At 44.3% G+C, this 16766-nt stretch carries 13 protein-coding genes; 4 read left to right on the top strand and 9 right to left on the bottom strand.

The window, feature by feature from the left end:
* Positions 1-95: 95 nt before the first annotated feature.
* On the top strand, positions 96-1166 hold the full coding sequence (locus BMX56_RS10435; RefSeq protein ID WP_090645720.1) for an NADH:flavin oxidoreductase/NADH oxidase: 1071 nt from the start codon (positions 96-98) through the stop codon (positions 1164-1166).
* A gap of 108 nt (positions 1167-1274) precedes the next feature.
* A complete protein-coding gene (locus tag BMX56_RS10430; RefSeq protein WP_090646220.1) occupies positions 1275-1694 on the top strand; it encodes an OsmC family protein in 420 nt (139 codons plus the stop codon).
* Between the two features lie 321 nt (positions 1695-2015).
* Here BMX56_RS10430 and BMX56_RS10425 read toward each other — a convergent pair whose 3' ends face one another.
* The 4 genes from BMX56_RS10425 to BMX56_RS10410 form a co-directional block, all read right to left on the bottom strand.
* Positions 2016-2417, bottom strand: coding sequence for a hypothetical protein (locus tag BMX56_RS10425; RefSeq protein WP_090645716.1), 402 nt, complete (start codon positions 2415-2417; stop codon positions 2016-2018).
* Positions 2418-2473: 56 nt separating this feature from the next.
* Entirely contained in the window at positions 2474-2923 is a 450-nt protein-coding gene (locus tag BMX56_RS10420) for a hypothetical protein (protein WP_090645712.1), read from the bottom strand.
* Positions 2924-3152: 229 nt separating this feature from the next.
* Positions 3153-4559, bottom strand: coding sequence for a D-alanyl-D-alanine carboxypeptidase/D-alanyl-D-alanine endopeptidase (gene dacB / locus BMX56_RS10415; protein ID WP_090645708.1), 1407 nt, complete (start codon positions 4557-4559; stop codon positions 3153-3155).
* Entirely contained in the window at positions 4537-5946 is a 1410-nt protein-coding gene (locus tag BMX56_RS10410) for an APC family permease (protein WP_255369818.1), read from the bottom strand. The genes dacB and BMX56_RS10410 overlap by 23 nt, the downstream gene beginning before the upstream one ends.
* Before the next feature lie 272 nt (positions 5947-6218).
* Between BMX56_RS10410 and BMX56_RS10405 the strand changes: the two genes are divergently transcribed.
* Positions 6219-8468, top strand: coding sequence for a sodium-translocating pyrophosphatase (locus BMX56_RS10405; RefSeq protein ID WP_090645699.1), 2250 nt, complete (start codon positions 6219-6221; stop codon positions 8466-8468).
* Between the two features lie 95 nt (positions 8469-8563).
* Here BMX56_RS10405 and BMX56_RS10400 read toward each other — a convergent pair whose 3' ends face one another.
* On the bottom strand, positions 8564-11131 hold the full coding sequence (locus BMX56_RS10400; RefSeq protein ID WP_090645695.1) for a M1 family metallopeptidase: 2568 nt from the start codon (positions 11129-11131) through the stop codon (positions 8564-8566).
* A 352-nt stretch (positions 11132-11483) separates the two neighbouring features.
* On the opposite strand from BMX56_RS10400, the gene BMX56_RS10395 reads away from it, so the two are divergent.
* On the top strand, positions 11484-13301 hold the full coding sequence (locus BMX56_RS10395; protein WP_090645691.1) for a GAF domain-containing protein: 1818 nt from the start codon (positions 11484-11486) through the stop codon (positions 13299-13301).
* A 323-nt stretch (positions 13302-13624) separates the two neighbouring features.
* Here BMX56_RS10395 and BMX56_RS10390 read toward each other — a convergent pair whose 3' ends face one another.
* The 4 genes from BMX56_RS10390 to BMX56_RS30500 all read right to left on the bottom strand — a co-directional run bounded on the left by BMX56_RS10390 (position 13625) and on the right by BMX56_RS30500 (position 16743).
* Complete coding sequence (locus tag BMX56_RS10390; protein WP_090645686.1) at positions 13625-14578, bottom strand: IS4 family transposase; 954 nt, start codon at positions 14576-14578, stop codon at positions 13625-13627.
* Positions 14579-14725: 147 nt separating this feature from the next.
* Positions 14726-15277 carry a hypothetical protein gene (locus BMX56_RS10385; RefSeq protein ID WP_090645681.1) on the bottom strand — a complete coding sequence of 184 codons (552 nt, stop codon included), beginning with the start codon at positions 15275-15277 and terminating at the stop codon, positions 14726-14728.
* A 584-nt stretch (positions 15278-15861) separates the two neighbouring features.
* Positions 15862-16518 (bottom strand): putative polyvalent protein kinase domain-containing protein, encoded by a 657-nt coding sequence (locus BMX56_RS10380; protein WP_090645677.1) that lies wholly within the window; start codon positions 16516-16518, stop codon positions 15862-15864.
* Positions 16519-16617: 99 nt separating this feature from the next.
* Positions 16618-16743: a hypothetical protein gene (locus BMX56_RS30500; RefSeq protein ID WP_255369817.1), complete on the bottom strand. Its 126-nt coding sequence runs from the start codon at positions 16741-16743 to the stop codon at positions 16618-16620.
* Between the last annotated feature and the right edge of the window lie 23 nt (positions 16744-16766).

Raw genomic sequence — 16766 nt, 5'->3', positions numbered from 1 at the left:
TGTTTTAGGCCTTTGGCTTTCAGCTTATATCTATTTTACAAAACAGTGTGGTTACAATCAATGTTACTTACCATATTTGTACCAAACAAAAACATATGCCGCATCTATTCTCACCGCTTAAAATAAAGAACATCGAACTTAAAAACCGCATCGTGGTATCGCCCATGTGTGAGTATTCCAGCGAAGACGGTTTCGCTAACGACTGGCACCTGGTACACCTGGGCAGCATGGCCGTTGGCGGTGCTGCTTTAATTATCACCGAAGCCACCGCCGTATCGCCCGAAGGCCGCATTTCATCTGCCGACCTTGGCCTTTATAAGGACGAACATATTACCAAATTAAAACAAATCACCGATTTTTTGCACGCTCATGGCGCGTATGCAGGCACACAGCTGGCACATGCCGGCCGCAAGGCCAGCCACCTGCAGCCTTGGCTGGGGGGCAAGCAGGTGCCATCCAATGAACCTAACGGGTGGAAATCATACGCGCCAAGCCCAATCGCTTTTATCGACAGTGAAGAGGCGCCTTTAGAACTGGATAAAGCCGGCATCGACAAAATTAAAGCTGATTTTAAAGCCGCCGCTGCCAGGGCTTTGGCCGCAGGTTTTGACGTAATTGAACTACATGGCGCGCACGGTTATTTATTGCACGAGTTTTTATCGCCGGCAAGTAATAAACGTACAGATGAATACGGAGGCCCGTTCGGGAACCGGATCCGTTTTTTACTGGAAGTAATTGAAAGTGTACAGGAAGCCTGGCCTGCCGAAAACCCGCTGTTTGTGCGCATATCGGCAACCGAATGGACGGAAGGCGCCTGGGCGGCTGATGACTCGGTAGCGCTTGCCAAAATATTAAAAGATAAAGGTATCGACCTTATTGACTGCTCGACCGGCGGCAACATTGCCGGGGTTAAAATAGCGTTAAAACCAGGTTACCAGGTTGAATTTGCCGAGAAAGTTAAAAAAGAAAGCGGTATACTTACCGGAGCAGTAGGCTTAATAACCAAACCGCACCAGGCTGATGAAATTATACAGGAAGGCGAAGCCGATGTTGTATTTATAGCCCGCGAAATGCTGCGCGACCCGCATTTTGCTTTACGTGCCGCTCATGAGCTGGGGCATGAAGTAGAATGGCCGGAGCAGTACGTTCGGGCGAAATGGAATTAGCCGATAGTCTATGGTCGATAGTCCATAGACATGCATTTAGAATCAATTAATCACAACAATACCATGGACCATCGACTATGGACCATGGACAAACAAAAACCACAAACTATGAAACGTACAGCAAACGCCCATTGGAACGGCACTTTACAGGCCGGCAGCGGAGAAATCACTACGCAAAGCACCGTGCTTAACAAAACTCAATACTCATTTAAAACCCGCTTTGCCGATGGCATTGGCACCAATCCCGAAGAGCTGATTGCCGCCGCTCATGCAGGCTGCTTTACCATGGCTGTTGGCGCTGCCCTGTCACAAGCCGGCTTTACCCCTGGCGACCTGACCACCGATGCCATTCTTGACCTGGATATGCAGGCCCTGAGCATCACCGGTATTCATTTAGAACTGAAAGCATCGGTTATTGACGGTGTTGATGAAGCTAAATTTAAAGCCATCGCCGAAGATGCAAAAGCAAATTGCATTATATCAAAAGCGCTGAGCGTACCATTTACTTTGAATGTTACTTACGCGTAAGTAATATTTCATCATGTCATTGCGTGTACCGATCAGGTAAAAATTAAAAAAAACGTTATGACGCACAACAAAATATAATTAAATTGATGTCCTAAACCTCCGTCATTGCGAGGTACGAAGCAATCCCGAACTATGTGGGACTTAGCATATCAGGGATTGCTTCGTACCTCGCAATGACGGTTTTCTATACTGGTAATCAATAAACTTACAAACACGCCATTATAGTGAGGAACGACGTGGCGATCTCTTAGTTACGCGTGAATGACCTGCAATGTCCGCGATCGCCGCGCTACGCTCGCGATGACACATTCTTCCGAGTTTTTATTTCTGTATCAACACCAATAACTCCTGCGGCGTTTCGTAAGTGGCACCCTTATATTCAAGGGCCTTTACCCCTACACATACAGTATCTATGGCATTGCCCACATGGGTAATGAGAATCTGCCCCCGTACATCGGGCTGAACGCCTTCGCCGGCCGGTTTCATGCCATCGAGCAAGTGCATCACACTATCAATGGCTGTGGGTTTTGTAAAAATCTTAATCCTGCTTGCCGGAAAATAATAGCTGAATTTATCACAGGGGATCCTGAACTGTGTTTCGCGGCCCAGCTCCGTAAACTTAAAGCGGATGCTTTGAACGGCGTCGGCAGGGTTGGGTTTGGATTTGCAGGCCGACAAGGCAAAAAACACAAAAAGGATTATCACCGTGTTTAATTTTTTCATAATATATTGATTTGTAAATTACTTAGGACGGCCGGTATAATCCGGCTTTTTTAAAACTATCGTTTTGGAACTATTACGTAAATATCGTCTTTATAAGGAATATAAATGCCGGCATTCTCCGTTTGGCAAATATCAATAGCGGTAATAAATGCCTGGTATTTCGCGGTATTCCAGAAATGAAAATCTATACCCCTTTCAGTATCTCCCGAAGCCAGCATTTTTCTGATTTCAAGGCGGGCGAAATCGAGGCGGGCCTTATCGCCAATTTCGTTGCCATCTAAATTTATTCTGAGATAGTTTCTAACCGGCGGAAAATCCCGTTGAAGCCGCTTTGGTAACCGGCTGTTCCATTCAGGACTCCATACCGCTATATCCATGGCACTGTAACGCACAAATGCTTTGTGCTGCTTTAAATAAACCAGGCAAAATAATGGCAACAATACAAGGCTGATCATTCCGGGTGAGTAAACAATGGGTTTGCGCGGGGTTAAGGTTAATATTTTCATGATTCAGGTTTAAAAACAAATTAGGCTAATATCAACACATAACGAATTACAGAGCAGTAAATTATAACTAAAAACGGTGAATTGAAAAGACTAATAACAGGTGGCTAAACCCCTACCTCCTCCTTCCCCAAGGTAAGGAATCGCACATTCTCACGCTCTATTTATTTCTCACAACCTGAATACAATCACACCAATCAAAAAGTCCCCCCTTCAGGGGGTTAGGGGCCTCCTACTTCAACACATCCAACACCCTGAACATCTTTTCCTTTATCCCCCTGCCCGATCCGCTGAAGTTGTTAACCATGATGGAAAAACAAAGCTCGCGGCCGTTGTGGGTTTGGTAACCTGCATAGCAAAGCACGCTGTTGATACTGCCGCTTTTCATTTTCATGTCGTTGTAAACGGGCAGGCTTTCGTAAAAATCAGGAAACCAGCTTTCTTTTTTGGCCGATTGCAAAATGCGGGTCATGGTATTGGTGCTTACCCTATCGCCGGGCGACAGGCCACTGCCATCGTAGGTGTTCATACTATTGGCATCTATCCCCCGGGCCTGCCAGAATTTTTGTACCTCCTCTACCCCATTTGTTGTGGTAGGTTTACGGCCCTGTTTCCAGGCGATAGTTTTAAGCAGTTGCTCGGCATACAGGTTAATACTTTTTTGATTGAGCCAGTAAATGATCCGGCTTAATGGCGGCGATTGAATTGCGGTGAGATTTTTGGAGATTGAAGGCGCTTTTAAGCCTTTCGCGGTTAAAGTTGCAACAGATTCGGGGTCGAACCCCGCCGCGATACCTAATTTTTTCAGCGTATCCGACAATCGTAGGGCCGCATCGTAGGCCGCGTCGGGTATGGCGGCCGAAATACTTTTTTTATCTTTATCAATAGCGTAACTGCCGCGCAGGTACATTACTTTACTGCCAACGGGCAAAAAGGCGTAAGCATTATCGCCGCTGCCCGCGGGGCCGTTAACCAATTCACTTTTAAAAGTAAGGTACGATACGTTGGGCACGGTGTACGAAACGCCAATAGGATTGCCCACAGCGCCGGTGCGCAGCTTAATATCAAACTGGTTTTCGCGCCAGCAAAGGCCCGATGTTCCGGCACCATAGTAGTTGCCAATATCCTGCCAAATCCAGCCTTCGGGGATAGATTGGGTGCCAAAGATGCTATCGTCGCCAATAACGCGCCCGTTTATTTTTTTGATGCCGGCAGTTTTAAGTGCATCAACCATTAAGGCCAGCACATGTGCTTCTTTGGTTTGCTCATACCGCCAGCTGCCCAGGGTTGGGTCGCCCGAGCCTTTGATGATGATATCGCCGTTCAACGTACCGTCAGCAGCAATTTCGCCGTTGTAGCCCAATTGGGTCTGGTATCTGAAATCGGCCCCTAAAACATTAAAGGCTGTAATGCTGGTAATAGTTTTCAGGGTTGATGCCGTAGCCAGCCCCATATTGGGGTTGGCGGCAAATACCTGTTCGCCGGTTTTGGCATCCAAAACAGTTAGCGAAAGCGATGCATAACGGCACTGGCTATCGGCCTGTAACCGGCCAAATGCCGCCGATAATCTTGATTGAAGGTCCTGGGCATAAGCCTGCCCGGTAATTAAAAATAAACTAACTATCAATAGCCGCTTCATCCTGCTCTTTAACGTTCCCCTTGGTCAAATAATATATCGGGATACCAATCAACACTATACCCAGGCCAAATACCGAATAGGTGCTTTTGTAAATAAGCAACAGGATACAAAACGCAATTCCCATTAAAATATAAATGGCAGGCAACACAGGGTATCCAAAAGCTTTATAAGGACGGTCTAACCCGGGTTTCTTCACACGCAAAATGTAAATACCAATAATGGTAAGCACATAAAATATTACCACTACCAATGATATCATATCCAGCAAATCGCCATAACGTCCGCTTAAGCAAAGTACCGATGCGAGCGCAGCCTGTATCCACAAACCAAACTCAGGCACTGCAGACTTATTTAACTCACCTGTCCTCTTAAAAAACAAACCGTCCTTTGCCATGGTATAATACACTCTTGCTCCCGCCATAATTAAACCGTTGTTGCAGCCAAAGGTTGATATCATAATCATCACAGCAATCAGTTTAGTACCAATATCTCCAAAAATAACATGCGATGCAGTTACCGCAACCCTGTCCTTTTCGGCTGTAGCAATCTCATGCAACGGTAATACGCCTGTGTAAACAACGTTGGCAGCTACATAAATAATCGTAACTATCATGGTACCCAAAAACAAGCTCAATGCTACATCACGCTTGGGATTACGCATTTCGCCCGCTATAAAAGTTACGTTATTCCACGAATCGCTGCTGAATATCGAACCTACCATGGCCGAAGCTACTGCCCCCAATGCAGCCCCAAGGCCCAATTTTGTGAAAGTGCCATCTTTATTCAGGTTGTGTAAATCCCAGGCATTACTCCAGTTGGCATGCCATACATCCGGCTTCAGGGCTACGAAACCAAAAATAATCAACCCGAATAAACTTAACAGTTTGGTTAATGTAAAAGTAGTTTGTATCAGTTTGCCGCTTTTAACACCGCGGGTATTTATAAATGTTAATATTAAAATAACACCGATAGAAACAAGCTGTGCCGCGCTGATTTTTATAAAGCCCTGCTGAAAAAGAATATTATCTTCACTTACCGCCGGGATCAAATATGCTGTAAATTTTGAAAAAGCCACCCCAACTGCAGCTATAGTGCCGGTTTGTATCACCGCGAAAAAACTCCAGCCATATAAAAACGCTATAAGTTTATTGTAGGCTTCCTTGAGGTAAACGTACTGTCCGCCTGCTTTGGGGTACATGCCGCTCAGCTCGCCGTAACTTAATGCTGCTGTCAATGTCATAAAACCGGTGATGAGCCAAATGGCTATCAGCCAACCTGCTGAGCCCACATTGCGTACAATGTCGGCAGCAACTATAAATATACCTGAGCCTATCATCGAGCCTGCTACCAGCATGGTGCCATCAAGCAGGCCAAGTTCATGTTTCATTTTTGGTTGTCCGGAATCTTTTGCCATAAATTAAAAAAGGGTTTAAAGCCCTAAACTATTCAAAAAACTTTAATATTGAGAGGCTATTGTAAAGAAAATAAATTTACTATTTTGCAAGCACCAATTAAACCCCGCTATAGCCAGTGTAGTATTGAGTCGTTAGTCTTAAGTCAGTAGTCTTAAGTACTAAAAGAAAAAGGAATAAAACTTTTGACTTGCGACTGAAGACTTCGTGACTTAGCAACTTACTTAATAAAACCAAAATTGTTACTATGGACTTTTTGAACTCTTACTTAATTTACTTAATTCCGGTGTTTGGGCTCATCGGCATTGCCGTTATGGCTGTTAAAGCCGCCTGGGTTACCAAACAAGATGCCGGCGATGGCGATATGGTTACGCTGGCCGGCTACATTGCCGATGGAGCAATGGCATTTTTACGCGCCGAGTGGAAAGTACTTGGCGGCTTTGTTGCCGTAGCAGCCCTGCTGTTGGCCTGGAGTGGTACTACCGTGGCCACATCAAGCCCGGTAATTGCCGTATCATTTATCATAGGAGCATTTTTATCGGCCTTTGCCGGTTACCTGGGCATGCGCATTGCAACCAAAGCCAATGTGCGCACTACACAGGCAGCCCGTACCAGTTTGGCGCAGGCATTAAAAGTATCATTTACCGGCGGTACTGTAATGGGACTCGGTGTGGCCGGTTTGGCCATCATTGGTTTAGGGTCGCTGTTTATATTATTTTACCAGTTTTATGTAGTTAATGTTGCAGGCAGCACCGTAAACGGCGAGGCTATGGCAAAAGCCCTTGATGTTTTGGCCGGTTTTTCGTTAGGTGCCGAGTCGATCGCATTGTTTGCGCGTGTTGGCGGCGGTATATATACCAAAGCTGCCGACGTGGGCGCCGACCTTGTGGGTAAAGTAGAAGCGGGCATCCCCGAGGACGACGTGCGTAACCCTGCCACCATTGCCGATAACGTAGGCGATAACGTAGGCGACGTTGCCGGTATGGGCGCCGATTTATTCGGATCATACGTGGCTACAATGCTGGCTACCATGGTGCTGGGCCGCGAAATTGTGTCTCATGATGCTTTTGGGGGTATTGCCCCTATCCTGTTGCCTATGGTTATAGCCGGTTTAGGTTTGATATTCTCGATCGTTGGCGCTGCCATGGTGAGGATTAAAAGCGAAACAGACAGTGTGCAAAAAGCACTGAACATAGGCAACTGGGCATCTATCATTTTAACCGCGATAGCCACTTATTTTGTAGTACAATGGATGCTGCCCGAGGGCGAATTTCACATGGTACGCGATGAAGTTAACGGAGCTGTTAAAGCGGGTATAATTCCGTTTACCAAAAACGGCGTGTTTATGTCGATAGTAGTAGGTTTGGTTGTGGGTACTTTGATGTCCATCATTACCGAATATTATACTGCCATGGGTAAGCGCCCGGTATTGAGCATCATCCGCCAGTCATCTACAGGCCACGCTACCAACATTATCGGTGGCTTATCTATAGGAATGGAATCAACCGTGTTACCGATCCTGGTTTTGGCGTCGGGCATTTATGGCTCGTACCATTTTGCGGGTTTATACGGGGTAGCTATAGCGGCCGCAGGTATGATGGCAACAACAGCTATGCAATTAGCTATTGACGCCTTTGGACCAATTGCCGATAACGCTGGTGGTATTGCCGAAATGAGCCGCCTGCCCGAAGAAGTTCGCCACCGTACAGACAATTTAGATGCTGTAGGTAACACTACCGCCGCTACTGGCAAGGGTTTTGCCATTGCATCGGCTGCGTTAACCTCACTGGCTTTATTTGCTGCTTTTGTGGGTGTTGCAGGTATCGAGCATATTGATATTTATAAGGCCGATGTTTTGGCTGGCTTATTTGTGGGTGGTATGATCCCTTTCATCTTCTCGGCATTGTGTATCTCGGCAGTAGGCCGTGCTGCCATGGCCATGGTTGAAGAGGTTAGACGCCAGTTCCGCGAAATTCCGGGTATTATGACCTATGAAGGCAAGCCCGAATACGAAAAGTGCGTGGCTATCTCAACCAAAGCATCCATCCGCGAAATGGTTGCCCCTGGTTTAATCGCGCTGATCACCCCAATCATTATCGGCTTTGCTTTTGGCCCCGAAGTATTGGGAGGTTTATTGGCCGGTGTAACCGTATCGGGCGTGTTGATGGGTATCTTCCAGAGCAACGCCGGCGGTGCATGGGACAACGCCAAAAAATCGTTCGAAAAAGGCTGCCTGATCAATGGCGAGATGTACTACAAAAAATCAGAACCACATAAAGCATCCGTAACCGGCGATACCGTAGGCGATCCGTTTAAGGATACTTCGGGCCCGTCGATGAACATCCTGATCAAGCTGATGTCGATAGTTTCGCTGGTTATCGCGCCGCATTTAAATGCGAACCATGTTGCGCCAACCGCTATGAAACAGGAGGTTATAAAACATGTTATCGTACAGGCTTATGTATCTCCCGTGACTAAGATTGATAAAAAAGGATAATTACTTTTTAGGATATTTAGGAAAAGCCACCTGTTGAGGGTGGCTTTTTTTGTCTGAATCAGGATTACTCAAATTAATGGAATTGACAGAATAAATCACCGCCCCAATATCCCCTGCGCCCTATACAAATTATCAGTAGCCTGCAATATTTTATCCCTCAACTTAGGATTATAACCAGGATGCCGTTGCAGGAATTCGCGCACAATTTGATAAGCTTCTTTGGTTTGATAACTCCCAAATACCGCGCTCAGCCACGATTGCGGGAAGAACACATCGCCGGTGCACTGGATCTCTTCAACCAAATCTAAACTTTTGGGCAGGTATTTGATGGAGGTGCTTTGTCTTAACGGATGATTTAAATAACTCAGCCCTGTGGTAACCCAGGCTTCTTTTGCCCTGTTTTTTCGTTCGGCCAGGCTGTTGAAAAAGGCGTCGCGTTCCTGCACATTCAGCGAGAGGGCGGGCGCCAGGAAAGCCAGCCTGTTTTTGCGTTCGGGGTTGCTTATCCGGGCTTGCTGTTGTTTTAGTACAGATGTGAGGGTATCGCTTTTCAGGGCTATGGAAAGGGCCATACCGGTATAATCATCCTCGGCCAGTTTAACACCGGCCGGTGACTTTTGGGTTAGCCATACCTGGTAAATGCGGCTTTTAGCTTCGGCACTTAAGCAGGTGTTTTGGTAAGCGCCAAACAGTATTTTCTTGTTATTCGCGGCGGTTTGTTTTTCCATGGCCTGCCATAGGGTGTGCTCCAACTCGGTGCTTATAATGAGCCGGTCTTTTGGCAAGGTGAACGTCCAGAATATGCTGGTAATATAGCCGGTAAGCAGGCGCAGGTTCATTTCATTTTTCTCGATACTGATGCCGTGCAGGTAAAGCTTTAACAGTTCAGCCGGTTTAAAAGCACGCCCGGCCAGCATATTCTCGTACCCGTTAATATAAGCCGAAGCCCGTTGCAGCGGGCTTTCTAAATTAAACAGACTGGCTGTCATCGCCTTATCCGCCGGGAACAATCCATAGCCCATCCCGTCCGCATTAAATAAAATGAACAGCGGCTTCGCCAAATCCGCAGCCGCCTTTAGTACAATCTGCCGCGCGTTCATATTCACCGGGATGTTTTTGCTATAACCCGGATACACCAACGTAATATTAAACACCTGCGGCCATATGCGTGGCGCGCCAACTTCGGGATGCTGGCTGATGGTAAAAGCGCCGATTTTACCATCGTTGTAACTCACTTTATAATCAAACACCGGCCTGCCGGGCTGGCTTACCCAAACTCTGTTCCAGGTGTACAGGTTGGCGGTGCTGTATTTGCGCAGGATAGCAATCAGCTGCGGCCAGGTAGCGTTGCCGTAAGCATACTTTTTCAGGTATTCGCGAATGCCTTTCTGAAAATTGGCCTTCCCCATCAGGCTTTCCAGCTGACGCATCATAATGGGGGCTTTGTGGTAAATAATATTGCCGTAAAGCGAGCCCGCATCCTGCAAATTATCCAGCTGCTGCCTAATTGGATTGGCACCCATGGTGCGGTCAATTCCGTAAGCTGCCGAGTAATGGTCCTGCAAAAATTTAAGGTTAAAGGTTTCGGCGCCCATTAGTTTTTCGGTCACCTTATCGGCCATAAAATTGGCAAACACCTCCTTCATCCACACATCGTTAAACCACTCCATCGTCACCATATCGCCAAACCACATGTGCGCTGTCTCGTGCGAGATTACGTTCGACCGGGCGATGAACTGATCTTTGGTAGCTCCCTCATCCAAAAACAAACCCGAGGCCTTGTACTGCATCTCGCCCGGGTGCTCCATGCCGCCGAACTGAAAATCGGGTATGGCCACAAAGCCTACTTTTTGAAAAGGGTAAGGTATGCCCGTCCAGTTTTCTAAAAAGCTAATGGCATCCCGGTGGGCTTTAAATATCGAATCGACACTCAACCTGATCTGGGTCGAATCTGTTTCCCTGTGCAAAAACTCGACACTGCGCCCGCCTATCAACTGCCTTACATCAGCATACGCCCCCGCGGTGAAAGAAAACAGGTAGGTGGGCAATTTATCGCTGGTATTAAAAACATAACGCTTAAAGTCGCCCTCATCAGTTACATCCTTTATGCTGCCATTGGCCAATGCCTTCCATTCCTTGGGTACCCTCAGGCCTAATTTGAAAGTAGCTTTCAAATTAGGCTGATCAAAACAAGGGAAAACAGTACGGGCGCGGTCGGGCACAAATAGCGCATACAAATAATCGTCGTTACGGTTTAATGATCCGTTACCGGCCACAAAATCAACAGTGATATCATTACGCCCGGCCTTTAAATATTTAGTATCTATAATGATATGTTCGTCCTTCGCCTCAAAAGGGATTACCCGCCCCTGGGCCAACCGTACATTTTTAATGTGCTGTGCGTCCTGCTTAAAATCAATTTGCAGCGGCTGGCCGGCATTTTTTAAATCAAATGCGATATGCGCCACACCGGCGATATCATCAGCCCGTTTCAACGGCACCAAAAACGACAGGTCATATTCCACATTACTGATTACCGAATGCCTGTACTGCGCCAACCTGTACGATACCCCCGTTTCAACAGGTACAGGTTTAACATGCTGCTGGGCATATACCACAACATTTAAGCTCAATAAAAACAGGATCAGTTTATATAATTTCATATGGTTGGTTGTTTTGTGGTTGTTTTACAACAAGTCGCAAATCGCTGCCTCAAGTTGGCGATTCATTTAGTCATTAGCAAATTTGGGGTAAGCAAAGCCTGTCTTTATTAACTTTTAAATCCAAAACTTCTATTCGGTCTTCAGTTCTCAAACCACTGTCTTTAACTATCGGCATAGTCATCCGAAGTCTCCGACTTTAGACAGATTAAAACCCATTACATCTTTGTTACCCAATCAGCTCGGAATAAAAATATCTCGTGGGGCGGCGTGTCATCTTCTGTATTAGGAAATATGAATTTTATTTTTTATAATTAACAGAAAATTAATACTTTAATAAACCCAACCTATCCCAATGTCAATAGTATTTTTTCTAAAATCCATCCTCTTTGACCCGAAGCTTAATTATTATTTAACGCTTATTCAAATCCCGATTGTCCTTTGTCTTGCTATACAAAGCTTCCAAGCCTACCGTCTTAACTTTAAAGCTTTTAAACTTATCTGTATAGGATGGTGCATTAATGCTGGTTATCTTTTCGTGAACGCTTTAATGAGAAAATTGAAAATCGATCCCATCATTAGTGTTCCTACAAGAACCTTTTTAGACATTGTGTGCATGTCGTTCTTCCTTTTTGCAGTTAAAGATACTTTTGAAAAAGGATTTCTTTATAAACTGAAGAAGGTACCCAATTGGTTGATTTACCTCATAGGGATTATTGCTTGTGTCGCCAAATCAATCCCTGGATCACTCCATTTGGTTCCACTCATACATTTACGATATATTCCAGCAGCTCTATTTGATTTTGGTGCACTTGTAACACTCGCGATATATTTCAAGAATTTCACACAGAAATTGCACCGAAAAAAAATACTGTATGGTTTCGCATTGCTGTATGCGTCTATCCAATTTCTATGGATTTTGCAGGGCGAACAGCCCGACGCTGCAAATATCTTAATGAAAATTGACAATGTAGGCTTTGCGATAGGCTTGGTGGCGAAAACTGGCATATTGGTCTGTCTATCAATTTCATTGATACGGGCAACAAGTTATGCCGCACGAAAGGAAGAGGAGAAATTGTTGAGGAAGCTTTCTTTTTCGACCACGATATTAAATGTCAAGGACCTAACAAGCGGCCAAGATGCTGATTTAAAGACAAATAGCATACTCGAAGCCATTTTAAAAGAGTGTCTTGCAATGCTTGACATTCCACTCGGTTATTACGCCAGCCTTGATCAAAATCAGGGGACATTAATAATCAAATATACTTCTGACGCTTACTCAAATCAAGTCGGATATCAATATTCTATATTAGATGGTATGAGTGGCAAAGCTGTATTAGAAAGGAAAAAGCAAGTAAATAATCGTATTGGGGAGAAAGCCGATTACAAAAGGTTCAGTTCGTTCCTTTCTAAGAAAAACCCAACTAATGTCGATAAGAATGTCTTATCCGCGGCATCTTTTCCAGTCTTGATAGATGATGAGCCGATAGGGGTTTATATGTTTGAAAGTGACGAGGAACGATTTTTTAGCCAAGCTGATATTAATTTACTGTCCGCTTTGGTTTCGCAAGCAACCACTGCAATTAAAAATTTTCAGCTTGTGCAGGAACTTTCACTTAGTAGATCATTACTAAATGGTCTGATGCATATTGATATGTTAATGACTGGCAAGGAAAGGAATTTGGAAGACATATTGGAATTCATACTTGATAAAGCATTAAATCTGGCCAAAAATCAAATCGGCAACATCGCATTATTGGATAAAAGTCGGGACGAACTGACCATCGTTGCAGAGGCTTCGCTAAAAGCATTCAAGGGGCAAACTTACAAGATTAACGACAGCATTAGCGGGTTAGCCGTTACTAAAAAAGATTATGTTTATATTCCAGATTTTGCGAACGATGCTTCAGGTTTAACCAGTCTCTATCAAAATTTTACCGGCGTTGAGATAAATTGCGAACTTGTAATTCCTTTGATTGTAAATGATGAGGTTATTGGGGTTTTTAATACCGAAAGTCCACACGCAAATAGTTTCTCCAAAGCTGACATTGACAGGGTTGAGAGCTTTGCTCGTCAAGCTGGATGTTTCGGAAATATGTTACACCCTGTTCCGTGGCAAACTGACCACCTATTTTGCTGGCAAAGAAATGCAGCTTATGCTTTAGCAGCATAACAAAGATAATTATTTACCCATTTCCATTTGGCCTGCCGCCGCTCAAGCTGTAATCTCTCTTTATATTTTTAGAAGCTTAGAAAATTGGATAATTACCAGGTATGTCCTTCTGGCGATGGCCGTTCATTGCTTTAATAGACGTTACAGAGCAACTTCGTATATGTTTATGAGGCTCCACATAAACCTGTTCAACCGGCAACTGTATAGAGCATTTAAACGGGGCAATCAGTGTTTAAAGCATAAAACCAAAAAAGGGTGGTCAGTTTGATCCGGAATACCCTGGTCAGTTTGAACCAGGAACAGGTGGTCACTTTAAACCGGAATCAGATGGTCAGATTGAGCGAAATCTCCACTCTGAAAGCCTGGCTGTATCTCCGGGCTTGTTTAAAGAATTTCAACATTGAGCATGCGTAATTCCTTTTTGAAGTTTTTTGAATAAAGGAGTTAATGCATCGAAATATTTTCCAATTTGATAGTATCCAAATAAATTTAGCTATCAATTGGCATTCTAACCTTTCCTTTTTAACCGCCTTAACTTTATGAATACTGAGGAGCGACTTCCATGATTTAAATACAAGTTCAATTTGCCACCTTAATCTGTACACTTGGATCACATCTGCTGTTTTGAACTGTTGCTCACCTACATTGGTTATGAATATGCTGAAACGACAACGGGCTTTATACTCGTCTGAAAGTTCAGAGCCCATGCTTTTAAGTTTTTTCTGTGCTTTTCTTATTCGTTCTGTCCAGACCTGTTCAGAAACGGGAACCGCTACCAATCGGCAGCTAAACGCATTTTCTCCGGTTCCTATATTAACATTAGTTTCAAAATGGCTTTCTCTGCTATTGATCATTCTTTTAGAGAGCGATGTCCAATCTATTCTTTTGCCATTATCACATTGAGTTGGTTTCCACTGGGGATGCAGCCTGTTTAAGAAAAAGGCCCCTTCCTTAATCACCTTTACAAGGTACTTCATAGTAACAAATCCAAGATCCCGAATATGCAGCTCACCTTTGCCAATGCGATCCAAAGTCTTTTTAGACTGACTTTGATCGTTTTGAGTAGCCTTGGTCAACTCTATATTTACCCAGTCTCCCCGCTCCAGCAAGCTGTTTTTACGCTGCCCTTCTCGCGCTCCGCTGCCGCAAGCGTCCCCGGCTTGTGGCCCGCATGCTAAGTATACGCCCTGTTTCAACCTGCAAAGGGGGCTTCGTAGCAAGTAGGTGGCATCAAAAAAAGTAACCCCTCCTTGGCGCAAGTCTTGTGTTGTGGACATTGAGCGATGGTGGACTTGTGACTTTCTTAGTCTGAAAGTTTTGATTCTATGAAGTGTCTCGTCCTAAAAAAGTTCCCCATATCACAAGTCAGCCACCCACATCCAAACGCACAAGACTTGCGCTAAAACTATCGGAGTTTTTGAATACTAACCGGCTTTATCGAATACGGTCTTCCAGGAACGCCCGCTGTCGAATATGGTTGATTTTGCATTGGTCTGAACAGAAATAGACTTGCCATCATTGCTCAACTTCCAAACCTCTATAACGGTAACAAATTTTTGTTTTTGACCAATCATCAGGTATACAATTGAGTTAACAGTCATCGTTTGTCCATCAGCCGACAACTTTACGGTAAACTTCTTTCCTCTTCCCCGGCCATGATTAATTTCGCTTGTTTTACCGTCGAAGGCCAGTTTCTCCTGGCTTGTAACAGGCGCTGCGCCAGCAGACGGGTTTGGCACCTCTATGGTCATAAAATCTGCCTGCGCTGTTATTTTCATTGTTTTAGATAGCATACGATCACCCTCATCATATGTGCAAACAATATTTCCACCCATACTTATCGACTCTTTGGATTTCCATTCGCCAGAAAAATCAGCGCGATGAGTGCCGTTTTTTTGTTGAGCCTGTGCGGGAAAATAAATTACGCCAACCAGCATGATAGCCATACTGTACAAAACATTTCTTTTATTTTTCATATCCTGTTAAAATTGATTCAGCAAACCTACTTTGATATTTTGCGGGGCGACGAATTTGGATTGTAAATAAAAATGTAAACTTTGTAAATAATGGTAAATAGTAGGTGAGTTACCCATTGACGGATAGCCTTTAGCCCAAAGTGTTAAGCTCTAAGCCCCAAAAAACACTGTTGACTTAAGACTTAGTACTGTTGACTTAATACTCCCGCTGTTCGATTCTCTGGACTTCGAACCATTACGCCTGTTTCTCCGACTACAGGATTATTAGAGGCTGTTTAAATTTGGTTTGCCAATGTTTTTATGCTTCCAATGAAGGGACGATGATCCATATCGCGTGACGGCGAAGACTCACCCGGCGAGGCTGCGCCCGCCACCCTCTCTTCGGCTTCGCCGGAAAGAGGGGCGTGGAAATATATATTTTTAAATGGCTGATTATAAAATAATTACATACAAAACCATCTTTCCACCGCAGGTGAAGAGAGGGTGGTCGGGCGTAGCCTCGACCGGGTGAGTCGTAGCCCGCGTTCAAGCGAACGTGTTGTAAATTCTAAATCCGAAGTCGGAGAATCGGACAGCGGAGGAACTCAGGAAATATAAAAACCTGGTGTTAAATAAAATTCTGGTGTTAAATAAAATATAGTGTCAATAAAGAAAAGGACGCCATTGAAAGAGAGCACATTTTCATCATGCAGATCTTCAAAAATTAAACCCAGCTTATTGTTGATATAATCGTTATTGCGATTATTGCGAAAATTATTGAATTCTAAAAAGTTTTTAACGGCAGTAAGGTCTGTTGGCTCGGAAGCAACTATAAACTCTTGCATAACTACTGCATTAAGCTCATCGTTAATTATTTTGAAACCGAGGAATGTATATGCAGTAGCTGGGAAAAAGTAATTGTGAATAATTAGACTATTGAAATAATCAAGCCAGCTTTCATAAAAGATACCTGCATTGGTTTTAACAACGTGGGTTCCATTAAGCCTGTATACTTTTTGTTCGGCGCCTTCGCTGATAAAATCACTTTGCAGGATTAGCGGAGTATAGAAAAGATTCTCCCTTTCGGCGAAAGTTAAGAGTTTTGCTGTTTCTTTACTTTTGACGTACTGCTGTTTTTTAGCTGCGAAGCCTGCTGCCGCATCTGATCTAAGGAAACATTGGGCTTTTTTGAGTTTATTTGCCTGGCCAGCAGGTTCATCTCCGAGAATGATATTTTGTAGTTCATCTTTGATGTTTTTCATTAATGATCAATTGATCAAAAATAAGTTTTTTTGACCAATTTTTAAAATAGGCAATCCATGTTGCTTCAATTGCCGATCCATCACCTTATCATTCGATAGTCACAGACTATCGGCATAATCATCCAGAGAATCGGGCAACAGGTACCAAAGGGACTGGTATTGGTCAGCAACAGGCACAAATATGTGGATGCGCCCAAATTGCGCTATCAGTTTAGTGTTAACCATGATAAAATACAATATATTGATTA

The organism is Mucilaginibacter sp. OK283 (assembly GCF_900110415.1).
Taxonomy (GTDB): Bacteria; Bacteroidota; Bacteroidia; order Sphingobacteriales; family Sphingobacteriaceae; genus Mucilaginibacter.
This window is presented reverse-complemented; position numbering and strand designations above follow the sequence as displayed.

Bases quoted from the DNA above. Each gene is read 5' to 3' on its own strand.
- BMX56_RS10435 (WP_090645720.1), top strand. From the start codon at position 96: ATGCCGCATCTATTCTCACCGCTTAAAATAAAGAACATCGAACTTAAA.
- BMX56_RS10430 (WP_090646220.1), top strand. From the start codon at position 1,275: ATGAAACGTACAGCAAACGCCCATTGGAACGGCACTTTACAGGCCGGC.
- BMX56_RS10425 (WP_090645716.1), bottom strand. From the start codon at position 2,417: ATGAAAAAATTAAACACGGTGATAATCCTTTTTGTGTTTTTTGCCTTG.
- BMX56_RS10420 (WP_090645712.1), bottom strand. From the start codon at position 2,923: ATGAAAATATTAACCTTAACCCCGCGCAAACCCATTGTTTACTCACCC.
- dacB (WP_090645708.1), bottom strand. From the start codon at position 4,559: ATGAAGCGGCTATTGATAGTTAGTTTATTTTTAATTACCGGGCAGGCT.
- BMX56_RS10410 (WP_255369818.1), bottom strand. From the start codon at position 5,946: ATGAAACATGAACTTGGCCTGCTTGATGGCACCATGCTGGTAGCAGGC.
- BMX56_RS10405 (WP_090645699.1), top strand. From the start codon at position 6,219: ATGGACTTTTTGAACTCTTACTTAATTTACTTAATTCCGGTGTTTGGG.
- BMX56_RS10400 (WP_090645695.1), bottom strand. From the start codon at position 11,131: ATGAAATTATATAAACTGATCCTGTTTTTATTGAGCTTAAATGTTGTG.
- BMX56_RS10395 (WP_090645691.1), top strand. From the start codon at position 11,484: ATGTCAATAGTATTTTTTCTAAAATCCATCCTCTTTGACCCGAAGCTT.
- BMX56_RS10390 (WP_090645686.1), bottom strand. From the start codon at position 14,578: ATGTCCACAACACAAGACTTGCGCCAAGGAGGGGTTACTTTTTTTGAT.
- BMX56_RS10385 (WP_090645681.1), bottom strand. From the start codon at position 15,277: ATGAAAAATAAAAGAAATGTTTTGTACAGTATGGCTATCATGCTGGTT.
- BMX56_RS10380 (WP_090645677.1), bottom strand. From the start codon at position 16,518: ATGAAAAACATCAAAGATGAACTACAAAATATCATTCTCGGAGATGAA.
- BMX56_RS30500 (WP_255369817.1), bottom strand. From the start codon at position 16,743: ATGGTTAACACTAAACTGATAGCGCAATTTGGGCGCATCCACATATTT.